At 39.9% G+C, this 12,395-nt stretch carries 10 protein-coding genes and 1 pseudogene; 3 read left to right on the forward strand and 8 right to left on the reverse strand.

Annotation, left to right across the window (positions count from 1 at the left end):
- Positions 1-178: 178 nt before the first annotated feature.
- Entirely contained in the window at positions 179-919 is a 741-nt protein-coding gene (locus AB5935_RS00885; RefSeq protein WP_007831862.1) for an NADPH-dependent oxidoreductase, read from the forward strand.
- Between the two features lie 88 nt (positions 920-1,007).
- Here AB5935_RS00885 and dnaA read toward each other — a convergent pair whose 3' ends face one another.
- From dnaA to AB5935_RS00900, 3 genes are all read right to left on the reverse strand, one after another.
- On the reverse strand, positions 1,008-2,414 hold the full coding sequence (gene dnaA / locus AB5935_RS00890; protein WP_007839898.1) for a chromosomal replication initiator protein DnaA: 1,407 nt from the start codon (positions 2,412-2,414) through the stop codon (positions 1,008-1,010).
- Between the two features lie 337 nt (positions 2,415-2,751).
- A complete protein-coding gene (locus AB5935_RS00895) occupies positions 2,752-3,639 on the reverse strand; it encodes an MlaD family protein (protein ID WP_007839900.1) in 888 nt (295 codons plus the stop codon).
- Between the two features lie 19 nt (positions 3,640-3,658).
- A complete protein-coding gene (locus AB5935_RS00900) occupies positions 3,659-4,888 on the reverse strand; it encodes an N-acetylmuramoyl-L-alanine amidase (RefSeq protein ID WP_007846174.1) in 1,230 nt (409 codons plus the stop codon).
- A 156-nt stretch (positions 4,889-5,044) separates the two neighbouring features.
- On the opposite strand from AB5935_RS00900, the gene AB5935_RS00905 reads away from it, so the two are divergent.
- The gene (locus tag AB5935_RS00905) at positions 5,045-6,004 is read left to right on the forward strand and encodes a transporter (protein ID WP_007839904.1); all 960 of its coding nucleotides are present in this window, start codon (positions 5,045-5,047) and stop codon (positions 6,002-6,004) included.
- A 91-nt stretch (positions 6,005-6,095) separates the two neighbouring features.
- Here the strand turns inward: AB5935_RS00905 and AB5935_RS00910 are convergent.
- The 5 genes and pseudogenes from AB5935_RS00910 to AB5935_RS00925 form a co-directional block, all read right to left on the reverse strand.
- Positions 6,096-7,204 (reverse strand): annotated as a pseudogene (locus AB5935_RS00910) (MalY/PatB family protein); the annotation flags it as partial.
- A 16-nt stretch (positions 7,205-7,220) separates the two neighbouring features.
- Complete coding sequence (locus tag AB5935_RS00915) at positions 7,221-8,276, reverse strand: alpha/beta hydrolase (RefSeq protein WP_007831946.1); 1,056 nt, start codon at positions 8,274-8,276, stop codon at positions 7,221-7,223.
- A 117-nt stretch (positions 8,277-8,393) separates the two neighbouring features.
- The gene (locus tag AB5935_RS28400; protein ID WP_117543152.1) at positions 8,394-8,627 is read right to left on the reverse strand and encodes a multidrug transporter; all 234 of its coding nucleotides are present in this window, start codon (positions 8,625-8,627) and stop codon (positions 8,394-8,396) included.
- Positions 8,628-8,695: 68 nt separating this feature from the next.
- Positions 8,696-8,950, reverse strand: a complete 255-nt coding sequence (locus AB5935_RS28405) for an MATE family efflux transporter (RefSeq protein ID WP_373873994.1) — start codon at positions 8,948-8,950, stop codon at positions 8,696-8,698.
- A 473-nt stretch (positions 8,951-9,423) separates the two neighbouring features.
- The gene (locus tag AB5935_RS00925) at positions 9,424-10,293 is read right to left on the reverse strand and encodes an alpha/beta hydrolase (RefSeq protein WP_007831950.1); all 870 of its coding nucleotides are present in this window, start codon (positions 10,291-10,293) and stop codon (positions 9,424-9,426) included.
- A gap of 266 nt (positions 10,294-10,559) precedes the next feature.
- On the opposite strand from AB5935_RS00925, the gene AB5935_RS00930 reads away from it, so the two are divergent.
- Complete coding sequence (locus AB5935_RS00930; protein ID WP_008672072.1) at positions 10,560-12,227, forward strand: hypothetical protein; 1,668 nt, start codon at positions 10,560-10,562, stop codon at positions 12,225-12,227.
- Positions 12,228-12,395 lie beyond the last annotated feature (168 nt).

Here is a 12,395-nt window from a genome sequence, read left to right on the forward strand (position 1 = left end):
TTATTGATTATCAAAAGATATATGTGTTGGTTTATTTACGGAAGTTTTCTATTTTGAAAATTTCAATGAAGGAAATAAGTGATTGACTAGTTGAAAAGACCAAATTCTTAGCATATATTATTTTGCAAAAAATGAATTATTACTCTTTTCTTTTTTTATCTTTGCAAGAAAAATATATATGGAATCGATAAATAATAGACGGACGATCCGTAAATATAAGCAGGAAGATATTTCTGCTTCTTTGTTAAATGATTTGCTTGAAAAGGCATTCCGTGCTTCTACAATGGGCAATATGCAATTATATAGTGTGATTGTGACCCGTGACAAGCAGATGAAAGAGAGATTGGCACCTGCTCATTTTAATCAACCGATGGTAACAGGTGCTCCGGTTGTACTGACTTTTTGTGCGGATTTTAACCGTTTTAGCAAATGGTGCAGAGGGCGTAAGGCGGTACCGGGTTATGACAATCCCATTTCTTTTCTGAATGCTGCTACGGATGCATTACTTGTGACTCAGAACTTTTGTACATTGGCGGAGGAAAATGGATTAGGTATTTGTTATTTGGGAACAACGATTTATAATCCTGATCAAATTATTGATATTCTTCGGTTGCCGGAATTGGTTATGCCAGTGGCTACTATTACAGTAGGATATCCGGACGAATGTCCTTCACAAGTCGATCGTCTTCCTATAGAGGGTATTTTGCATGAAGAAGTATATCATGATTATACCAAAGAAGATATTGATCGTATCTATAGATATAAAGAGTCACTTCCGGAAAATCATCAGTTTATTAAAGAAAATCATAAAGAAACATTGGCTCAGGTATTTACTGAGGTCAGATACAAGAAGTCGGATAATGAATGCATGTCTGTAACTTTGAAAGAAACCTTGAAGAAACAGGGCTTTGAAAAATGAGTTACCGGAAACTATTAACCTTAAAACTACAGAAGTGCGCAGAGGGAAATAAAGAAAATACCCTTTGCGCACCTCTGTAGTTTTATTTCTATTTTCTTTTGAGAGAAGCTTCAATTTCCTCAATATCCGCTTTAAATGTTTTATCAACCTCCACTTGGTCTTTTACTATTTTACAAGCGTGCAATACGGTTGCATGATCTTTATTACCTATTAATTGACCAATTTTGGAAGAAGAGGAGTCTGTATGTTTTTTGGCCAGATACATAGCTACCTGACGTACTTGTACCACTTCTCTTTTTCTAGTTTTGGTATGGATGGCAGATTCCTCTATCTCGTAATGGTTGCATACTTTCTGTATGATATCTTCCACTGTGACAGGCTTGCTTTCACAACAGCGTACAGCTTTTCGTACAATTCTTTCAGCCAAATCCAAATCAACATCACGCTTGAAGATAATGGATTGTGCCAGAAGTGAATTAATGATGCCCTCTAGTTCACGTACACTTTCATTTACGTTTTCAGCAATATAATTAATTACTGTTTCCGGTATATTCAAACCGTCACGACGTATTTTATTGCGTAAGATATTCTTTCTCAATTCTACATCCGGTTTTTCCAATTCGGCCACTAAGCCCCATTTAAAGCGGGTCAGGAGACGTTCTTCCATACCTTGTAGCATTACCGGTGCGCGGTCAGAAGTCAAAATAAGTTGCTTACCGTTCTGGTGCAGATGGTTAAAGATGTGGAAGAACGTGTTCTGAGTTTTGGTTACTCCTGCGAATTCTTGAATATCATCAATAATCAAAACATCTATGGTTTGATAAAAACTGATGAAATCATTGAAATGATTAGTACGCACAGAGTCGGTATATTGCACCTGAAACAGATGTGCTGATACGTACAATACTCTTTTTTCAGGATATAATTCCTTGATACGAGTACCAATAGCATTAGTCAAGTGAGTTTTACCCACGCCGGACGGTCCATACAAAAACAAAGGGTTGAATGTTTTTGCCGGATTTTTAGCTACAGTTTCCCCTACCGTACGTGAGAACTCATTACTATTTCCTTTTATGAAATTCTCAAAGTTGTAATTTGGATTCAAATGTGGGTCTAAATCCTGCGGAGCTGGTGCCTGCATTGGATTAGGTGCCTTGTTACCATCTCGTATAACTGTTTGTGTGGGTAGTGCTGAAGAGCGTTTGCTTCCCTCCATGTTTACAGTTATATGGTTGGTTTTATCGGTCAAGATACAATACATAAGCTGCGTTCCCTCTCCAATTTCTTTATATAGGGCAGCGCGCAGCAAGTCCACAAACTTTTCTTCTAAAAATTCATAGAAGAATGGGCTGGGGACGCCAATTGTCAGTGCCTTGTCCTCATATTTAAGCGGTACGATAGGCTCAAACCACGTTTTAAAGGTCGTTTCAGGTACGTTGTCTCTGATAATGTTCAGACAACGACCCCATAAAACGACGTGATCGTTTTCAATCATATGAAACATTTATTATAAAAAGCGAAACTTCTACAATGCAAATTTCGAAATGAATTTCTGAAAAAACAAATCGCTTTTTTCTTGCTTTTTATTTTTAAAGAGTAATCTATTTAGTTTCAGTAACTTATAAAAAACTCTATCTAAAGGCTTCTGAAATATTTTTGTTATTTGATAATTGGCTGATTTATAGCTGACTATCTGTCAAAATAGGCTTTTATTTATTTTAAATGAAATAAGTCTACATGGTATTTCTGCCCTATTTGCAGTCATTTACTGAAAAAAGGTAGAAAAATGGTTAAGTAGACTTATTTAGAATCTTTTTAAATTAACAAATCTGTTACTTATCTTTCTTCCCAAACAAAGAGAAATGTACATAACGTTTAGGATGCGCTTTCAAATCCTCCAATAAGGTTGCAGCATTTGCTGTTGTCGCACTCAGATTTTGGTAAAAGGTAGGATCATTGAATAGTAAGCCGATGCTGTTGTCCTTGCGATTGAGTTTTTCTGTCAGCATTTGTACATTATATAAAGTGGAATCTATTTTATTGAATGTTGATGCATAATCAATACCTTTCAAGTTGTCGCTGATAGTAATGAAATTATCAGCAATCGTGTTTAGTTTTCCAGTAAGTTGCGGAAGATCCCTTTGCATTAATATGTTTAATTGACGTGTTGTCGCATCCAGATTGGCTGTCAGTTTTTCTGCGTTGTGTAAGGTTGCACCCAATGCAGGATCAGCTAATATTTTATTTAATGAATGTAGGATAGAATCCATTTTGGGCAGCATCTGCTCTATTTGAGGAACTAGCTTTTCTTCAGCGGCTCCCATGAGTCCCGCATTCGTTTTGCCAGGCAGTGTATCCCCCGGTTGATAGTATTCTGTAGAATTAAAGTTAAGGAGTAAGTTCATCTTTACTGTTCCCAGCATTTCTGTAACCAATTCTCCTGCACTTCCTTTAGGGATACGCATTTCCTTGTCTACTTCCACTTCTACTGTGACATGTCCCGGTTTAGCATAGTTGTAATTGATATTTCTTACTGTACCTACTTTGTAACCATTGGCAAAGACGGGGCTTGATCCGGCTAATCCGTTTATATTGGTATATTCTACATAATAGTAGTTGGCAGATTGGAACATATTTATTCCTTTCAGGTAGTTGATACCAAAGATCAGCATAGCCAATGCAGCGATGCCTATTAATCCTATTTTTACCTCTTTCGTCATTTCAATTGTACCTTTTATATTATCTATTCTTTTTAAATTCTTTGATGGCTTCGTTCACGTTCATTTTCTCTCCGTTTTTGAAAGCGATAATGAAAGCGTCCTTAAATTTAGGAGTAATATTACGTTTCATGCGTAGTATTTTATTATAATCCGTACTTTCTCCGTAAGTATATTTATAAAGTCCTTTTTCGCGGTAATAGCTAACGGGTGATACACCTTTCAGTTGTTTGCTTCCTTTGGGTAATATTTTGTTTGATACCAATATTTGTATTTTAAATACAGGCTTGGCAGATGTTCGGGCTTGGTCGCCTGTGATCTTTTTTTGTGTGGCAGGCACAGGCTTTTTGGTAACTTTGTCAGGTTCCGTTGCAGTGTCTGGTTCCGCAGTTTGTATTTCTATTCTTGATTCTTTCGGTTTGTTTTCTGGTTCCGGCAATTCTTGTCCTTGTACTCTGCTGCGACCGGTGGGGGCATCATGTTCGCGCTTGTAATTGAGGAATGCTTTATAAATGCTGTTAGATAATGCCGTAGTGCCTGCATCGGATAAAAGATATTGTTCTTCATCCGGTGTTGAGATATAACCTAATTCAACCAAAACACTAGGCATGGAAGTGGCGCGTAGAACTAGAAATCCGGCTTGATGTACTCCTTTGTCTATCCGTTTGGCTGTATTCTTGAATTGTTTTTGGATAAGAGTGGCTAATTTTACACTCTTCTCCATATTTTTGTCTTGTACAAATTCAAAAATAATATAGCTTTCGGAAGAATTTGGATTGAATCCGGCATAACGTTGTTCATAATTATCCTCTATCAAAATAACCGAGTTCTCCTTTTTAGCAACTTCCAAATTTTCTTCAGTACGGTGAAGTCCTAACGTATAAGTTTCTGCTCCCCGTACAGTTCTGCTACGGGCTACAGAATTGGTATGTATAGAGATGAATAAGTCGGCCTTAGCATTATTAGCTATTTGTGCACGACGGTCTAAAGGGATAAAGACATCTGTCTTTCGGGTGTATATTACCTTTACGTCATTACAGTTATTTTGGATCAGTTGTCCTACTTTTAAAGCTACGTTCAGATTGATATTTTTTTCTTTTCCACGTCTGCCGATGGCGCCAGGATCATGTCCGCCATGACCGGGATCAATGACGACTATAAAATCCTTTCCCTTTGCCGCCAGGCAGAAACAGGGGAGGACCAGCCACAGGCTACACAACAGGAATATTATTTTAAGTCTATCGGTTTTCATATCAATCAAGTTGCAAATGTAGCGATTTTTAGTGAAAACTCGGCTTTTGTCTTTAAGTTTTGCGTTTTTTATTCGAAACTTGCCACAAAACCCGAAAAATAGACGAGTATTTGGACTAAATTCTTTTATTTTGTATCCCAAAATAAGTATTGAAAGATGGATTTGCTTAAGTTTATGAAGAATTGGACGTTACCTTTAGCTATGCTTGCAGGGGTTATCGGCTATTTTGTTTTTGCCAACTTCACTTTTCTGGAGCCGACAAAGCCATTTATGAATGGGTTGATTTCTTTTCTAACTCCTTCCTTGATTTTTGCCCAATTGTTGCTTACATTCTGTAAAATTGAACCAAAAGAGTTGGTCCCTAGAGTATGGCATGGCTGGTTGTTGGCTATTCAAGCTATTTCTTGTGGTATCATTGCGTTGTTGTTGATATTTTGTCCGATGGACGAATCTTATAAGGAGATATTCGAGGCGGCTATGGTTTGTCTTATTTGTCCTACTGCTACGGCAGCGGCAGTAATTACGGGGAAACTAGGTGGAAGTGCTTCCAGTTTGACTACTTATACATTACTTTCAAATATTTTGGCTGCAATAGCAGTTCCTTTGGTATTTCCATTGGTTGAGCCACATACGGATGTTACTTTTGGTATTGCTTTTCTTAAGATTTTAAGTAAGGTTTTCCCATTGTTGCTTGCGCCGTTTTTTATCGCTTTATTATTCCGTTATTATATCCCTCGATTCCATAAGTTTTTACTGGAATATCATACTTCAGCTTTTTATTTATGGGCGATAGCATTGACCATTGTAATGGGGCAGACTACTCGTTCTTTGGTTAACAGTACAGCTGATGTAACGGTAGAGATGTTGATTGCTTTTGCTGGTTTAGTAACTTGTTGTTTACAATTTTATTTTGGTAAAAGAATTGGTAGTGCATACAATGACCGTATAAGTGCAGGACAGGCATTGGGGCAAAAAAATACTGTACTAGCTATTTGGATGGCGGTTACGTATCTTAATCCTTTATCATCTGTCGGTCCAGGTAGTTATGTGGTGTGGCAAAACATCATCAATAGTTATCAGTTGTGGAAGAAAAGAAAAAATGAGATGAAAAATTAAGTCGCAGCTATTTACTTTGTTATACGTAATGCTTGGTATAGTAAAGTATATAGCTGCGTTCCATTAAAAATGAATTTGCCGTATATATCTCTTAAAGATTTCTTACGAAACCTGCAAAACGCTTCAATCCTTCTGCCAGTGTAGTACGTGGGCAGGCGATGTTCCAGCGCATGAATCCTTTTCCTTCAGTCCCGTACATTGCTCCTGCATTGAGCCATAATCCAGCTTCGTTAACCAATCGCTGTTCGAGTTCCTGCGAGTGTATGCCGAGTCTGTGACAGTCCATCCAAACGAGATAGGTTCCCTCCAATGCCGTGATAGGAAACTCGGGCAGATGCTCCCGACAGAACTCCTGCATATAGAGAAAATTGGCCTGTAAATATTTGATGAGTTGGTTCAGCCACTCTTCCTCTTCGTTGTAAGCTACTTGAGTAGCAATTACACCAAAAGGATTGACATCACATACTTCGTTATCGTTAATGGCCCGATCGATTTTCGCCCGACGGTCAGCATCAGCACATATAATGTTCGCAATCTGTAATCCGGCAATATTGAACGCTTTACTGGGAGATATACAGACGAATGGTGACGGAAATTTTCTGAGATGGAAGCAAACGGTGTGTAACGGTACTCTGGAAAAACCAGTTCGCAATGAATCTCATCCGAAACGACCGTAACATCGTGGCGAATACAAATTTCACCAATACGTACCAATTCTTCACGTTTCCATACTCTTCCGGCAGGATTGTGAGGATTGCACAGCAGCATCACCTTCACTTTCGGATCAGCAGTCTTACACTCTAAATCTTCATAATCGATGGTGAAAGTATTACTTGCAAAGATCAACGGTGATGATACCATTTCACACCCATTGTTACAGATTGAAGAAAAGAAACAATTATAAACCGGAGTCTGCACCAAAACCTTATCTCCCGGAACGGTCAAAGCCTTGATGACTGCCGAGATGGCCGGGACTACGCCTGATGTGTAAATTATCCATGTGCAGTCAATCGTCCAACTGTGACGGCGTGCGAACCAATCTGTAACAGCCTCGTAATAACTGTTGGGCACACGGGTATAACCGAAGATACCGTGTTCCACCCGTCGGCGTAAAGCATTGACGATAGCGGGGGCTGTACGGAAATCCATGTCAGCCACCCACATCGGCAATACATTTTCGCTTTCTGAGCTATCCCATTCTTTTTCTTGAAGTCTTCTATTTTAAGTATTCTTTGAAAAATTCCTCCAGCTTATCGAATGGAATAATGTCTGTCCGGTCATATAAATCCGTATGTACGGCACCGGGAATAATCATCAGTTCTTTATTGTCGCCTTTCAGCTTCTTGAAAGTATCCTCACTAAAATAGCGGGAGTGAGCTTTTTCTCCATGAATGAGCAACACGGCACTGCGGATTTCATCGGCATACGCAAGGATAGGTGCGTTGAGAAATGCAAGATTGGAGGTTTTGTTCCAGCCCAAACCGGAGTTGATGGAACGGGGATAATAACCTCGTTCGGTCTTGTAATAATCGTAATAATCCTTTATGAACTGTGGTGCATCACCGGTAGGCTCCGGGTTCATCACGGTGCGGGGATAAGTGTCGGTACGGTAGTCTTCCGTGCGCTGGGTGTTAAACTCCTGACGTATTTTGTAGCGTGCATCCGCATTGTCTGCGGCATCGAAATAACCGTTTGCTGTACAGCGACTGATGTCGTACATAGTGGAAGCTACCGTTGCCTTGATACGTGTGTCGTTGGCAGCCGCATTGATAGCAAAACCACCCCAACCACAAATGCCAATGATGCCGATTCGTTCGGCATCCACATCCGGACGTGTCGCAAGGTAATCCACCGCCGCCGAGAAGTCTTCGGTGTTGATGTCCGGTGAAGCCACGCTGCGAGGCTGTCCACCGCTTTCACCAGTAAACGAAGGATCGAAAGCAACCGTCAGGAATCCTCGTTCGGCAAGTGTCTGGGCATACAGTCCCGACGACTGTTCCTTTACAGCTCCAAACGGACCGCTGACAGCAATGGCCGGCAGTTTACCTCCGAAAATCGTTTTCGGTGCATACAGGTCGGCGGCGAGCGTGATGCCGTAACGATTTATGAAAGTCACTTTGCTATGGTTCACCTTGTCGCTCTTCGGGAACGTCTTGTCCCATTCCTGTGTCAGATTTAACTGTTCCATATTTTTGTGAGTGTTTTGTGCCGGGCTTTCCGTCAGGCCGAAGAGGCAGAGGAAAGCAGCCATTAAAATAGTTGTACGTTTCATAACCGATGTAATTTAAATTTTTATTGTTTTCTTTATCATAGTGCAAAATTACAGCGGATTACAGGAAAAGCCGGTAGATGGATTACTGATTGTATAACCTCAATTACAGACATTTTTTTACATGTGTCTCATCCAACGTTCTCGCTTCAAGCGGACCAGGAAAATCAGCCCCCTGAAACACAGCTTGATGCACATGGCAACCCATACACTTTTCAGACCTAATGACGGGGCGAGCAAGGCGGCTAATGACAGACGCACCGCCCGGATATTGAAGAAATTCATCAAGCACGGGACAAGCGTATCCGCTGCTCCGACAAAGACACCGTAAGTGATAATCGAGGCTGCAAACATCGGCTCAGCGAACGCTTCGATGCGCAGTGCCATTATGCCCAATTCCCGAATCTCCCCGACGGGGGCATCTAACCGATAATTTGGGGGGCGAACAGATACATGAGTACACCTATAACCCCATAACGGTCATACCATATAAATATGGTAATGCGGGCGAAACTTCGGACCAGTTTCCGGCGATCGGCACCGATACTCTGCCCAACCAGTGTCGTGCAGCATCGGCAATCCCATACTGGGCCTATGCAGAGGCTTTCGGCTGTAATGGCAAATGAATTGGCTGCGATGGCGAAGACGCCCAACGGAGTCACGATAACTGTTGTCATGATTTGCGTACCACAAATGACGATATGCTCTAAACCGGATCGGATTGTGTTATGGCAGTTGTTCCTATAACAAATAAACTTGCAATCATGATGACTGATATACGTTTCATTATCACTTGATTTTATTAAGTTTTGAATTTCAGAATCTTGATGCAAAGATAAATACATGACTGAAAATACAGTGTAGATAAATTACAGATGTTATAACCCTAATGACATGATTTCCGGAAAGAATAGTATAAATCTGTAGCCAAGGTTGATACAATGTCTCAACCTGTTATTCTAGAAAATGATAAGTATAGAGTTTGAAATCTTAAATTGATGTTAAACAGGAAATTAGGCAAGGATTACAGCTACGTAATACCCCGGAATCGAGCGAGTGACTACACTATCAGCATCAGTTATGTTATTTTTATCAATAGTAACCGGAGCGTATTTGCAACAGGTGAGAAACTGAATACTGCAAGAAATTATCATGTTGCCTCTTTGGTTGAAATAGTGCTATGAAATAGAGATTTTAACCCATCGAAAATGGCAGGAAGAGCAATAGTGCCATGCACCTCGTCGGGAAATTTTTTATAAATGACATGCAAATGCTTGTTTTTCATTTCAGGGATGATCTTATTTTTTAAGCTGTCGGCCAATGAAAACTGAATAAGTTTGATTGCAGGACGTTGGCGGGTGGCGAAAGCAACATACAAATGTTTGCCGGAGAAGTCTTTTTGATAAACATTCTTTGCAGCTTGTTGTAGAAAAACTCCTCGGTCCCACCATAAGCTTGGATCTATTGCTATATACGAGTCAAAAGACTCGGGGTGATTTGACAGTGTCTGTAGGGTAAATAAACCTGCGTATGAATGTCCGACAAGAAAGTTTGTACCGTTGGCAGGAACTTTATTTTCCACTTCCAGACGTAGTTCCTCTATCAGAAAGCGATAGAACTGTTCAGCTCCACCACCTGCCGGCTTATCATAGGGACAAATAGTACCATCCCGGCGGGCGGCTGAGCAGGTAGGAGTGAAATCTCTGGTCCGGTCTGTGTTTAAGACAGCAACAACGATGCAAGGAGGTAAATTTGAGGTTTTAGAAGAAGAGAAGAAACGCGTAAAGCCAACCACGGAATGAAAGAAGGAATCTCCATCCAATAGATAAAGAACCGGATAAGCCTTTCCTTTTTCACCTGCTTTGGTCTCAGGTACATAAATCCAATATTTTCTTTCTTCATTCAGTATTTCAGAAAACAATGTATGACGCGTTCCGATATAAATGGAATCTTGTTTTTGTGCGGAGAGCGGGAATATCCATCCTATTTGTATAAACAGTATTATATAAAGTTTCTTCATTTATTCGTTTTTTGGGGTTGCAAAGTTCGATGAAAATGTGGAAATGGACAATCCCTATTTTTAGGTATTTCAGAATATCTCCGATGGAAATTCCCTCTATGTTTTATGATTTTGTGGAGGTGGCACCGGATGCATCGGAAGGAATTGATTGAACCGGATTTTTAAGTAACTTCTTAGGGGAATTCATTAAAATATCCTATCACTTCTAACATTTCCCGATTAATTTTGTATTTTTACAGACATACAAAGATTAACTGTAACAAGATATGATTATTTCTGTCGTCTTAGTATCTATGATGGTGGTTTTCGTAACAGTTTATCATTTTGTTACAAAGCCGAAAAAGCAGCAAGAAAAGATTTATTCGGCGATGACCACCGATGAGCTTATCAGGTTCGTGCAGTCCATGCACTGTGAACTAGTGAAGAGAATTGATGCTGATGCCATTATCATCGGTTTTCAAGGAGGTTATTTTCATTTATTAAGAGAAAAAACAGGTCAGAATATTCAGTTATATTATAAAGATTTCTATGCATGTAGCTATGAACAGTCTAAAAAAATAGTTTTTGACATTAACAACATTAACTGCCGATACACAGCTTGGACTTGCTATTTGCGTAAAAGTCATGAGGACGGAGAAAGTGAGACACCTTTTACGGCTTGTCTGTCTGCCTGTCTGTTCTTGTCGGGCAGTGAAACTCAGTTAAAACAACATTTGCGGGTATTGCTTGAGTCATCTTTTATGATAGCCCGTAGTTTTAAAGAGTTGGCAGAACAATCTGCTTCAATACAAGACGTGTTGGTGAAAAAAGAATTCGAAAATCGTTTAGCTTTGTTAAGACGAAAATTGGAGATTGGACATGGTAAGCTGTTGGAACCTGTCGATGTTTCCCGGCAAGATATGGATCAGATAGAGGATATTCTTTCTCTTTTTGGTACAGTGAAACAGGAAGATATAAAGGGAATGACACTGATTTGCAATGAGCGGATAGAGAGGCGTACCGAATTATTGTCTATTCTTTCTCTTCGGTTGAAAGATGCTGTGATGGATGAAAAAGGACAGGCGGGAAAAGATGCTCTGATCTGTATCACACTTGCTGAAGGGCAGTTGGTGATTGCGTTGGAGAAAGCTGAAGGCAGTAATGAACGATCTCTTTATTATAAGTTGTCGGCTATGCGAACGGACAGAGTGGATGCTTTTTTCGATGAAACCCAAAAAGGCAGAGTATTCAGTAGTATGATTGAGGTTAGATTGACAACGGATCATGATGATTATTGGGAGTTGAAATATATGTTGGACGATGCTAAAGAAAAAGCGGAAAACAAACAGTTTGACGAACTGACGGAGGAACAACAGGCGTTGCTGGCTTATACCGAGCCTACCTTGCAGACTACTATTTATTGGGGGAAGAAATTTTTCAGGCAGCAATGTTATCTTCAGGCGTTGGGGTGTTATCTTTCTATTTTTCGGTATTATCAAGTCCACTGGACGGAATTGCCGGAGCGTGGCAAGGAAGAATATTATGTGATTTGTTATCATATCGGTTTTGTTTATCTCACATTAGGGCATTTTGAAAAGGCTTATTATTATTTGACTAATGCTAAAAGAAATTCATCCATTCATGCGATTCGTGATTTTACCAACTGTCTCGTCGAAATGAAGGATACAGGAGCTCTTGAGTATATTTATTCTATGGTGAGTTTGGTTGGCAGTCAGATAAAGACGTATGGTGATGAAAAGAATACCTTGTTTCCACTTTATCATTTTCTTCGGCGCAGGGCAGCACAAGTATTAGTAAACTTGAAATATTATTCGCAAGCTAGGGAACTGCTCTATCAAATGCTGGGAGAGGAGGAGAATCGTGAGTTTGCGGAACGGGAATTGCAGTATCTTGAGAGTATGGGTGCAAGTGATGATGCGAAGCGGAACGAGTGAGAAGAATGTGAGGAGGTTGAATGAAAGTTTCATGGAATTTCATAATGGGATGTTGCTAGGAGTAAAGCAGAAATGTGGAAAATGTTCTGTAACATGGGCTGCTCTTCATTGAACTCTGTGAAGTTACATTTTGTTTGTATTGATGATAAAGTGTAATCCCTATACCGT

The organism is Phocaeicola sp. RTP21198st1_B8_RTP21198_201120 (genome assembly GCF_040929485.1).
GTDB classification, from domain to species: domain Bacteria; phylum Bacteroidota; class Bacteroidia; order Bacteroidales; family Bacteroidaceae; genus Phocaeicola; species Phocaeicola dorei.

Excerpts from the sequence above, each read along its gene's own strand:
- AB5935_RS00885 (WP_007831862.1), top strand. The coding sequence starts at position 179 with ATGGAATCGATAAATAATAGACGGACGATCCGTAAATATAAGCAGGAA.
- dnaA (WP_007839898.1), bottom strand. The coding sequence starts at position 2,414 with ATGATTGAAAACGATCACGTCGTTTTATGGGGTCGTTGTCTGAACATT.
- AB5935_RS00895 (WP_007839900.1), bottom strand. The coding sequence starts at position 3,639 with ATGACGAAAGAGGTAAAAATAGGATTAATAGGCATCGCTGCATTGGCT.
- AB5935_RS00900 (WP_007846174.1), bottom strand. The coding sequence starts at position 4,888 with ATGAAAACCGATAGACTTAAAATAATATTCCTGTTGTGTAGCCTGTGG.
- AB5935_RS00905 (WP_007839904.1), top strand. The coding sequence starts at position 5,045 with ATGGATTTGCTTAAGTTTATGAAGAATTGGACGTTACCTTTAGCTATG.
- AB5935_RS00915 (WP_007831946.1), bottom strand. The coding sequence starts at position 8,276 with ATGAAACGTACAACTATTTTAATGGCTGCTTTCCTCTGCCTCTTCGGC.
- AB5935_RS28400 (WP_117543152.1), bottom strand. The coding sequence starts at position 8,627 with ATGTTTGCAGCCTCGATTATCACTTACGGTGTCTTTGTCGGAGCAGCG.
- AB5935_RS28405 (WP_373873994.1), bottom strand. The coding sequence starts at position 8,950 with ATGACAACAGTTATCGTGACTCCGTTGGGCGTCTTCGCCATCGCAGCC.
- AB5935_RS00925 (WP_007831950.1), bottom strand. The coding sequence starts at position 10,293 with ATGAAGAAACTTTATATAATACTGTTTATACAAATAGGATGGATATTC.
- AB5935_RS00930 (WP_008672072.1), top strand. The coding sequence starts at position 10,560 with ATGATTATTTCTGTCGTCTTAGTATCTATGATGGTGGTTTTCGTAACA.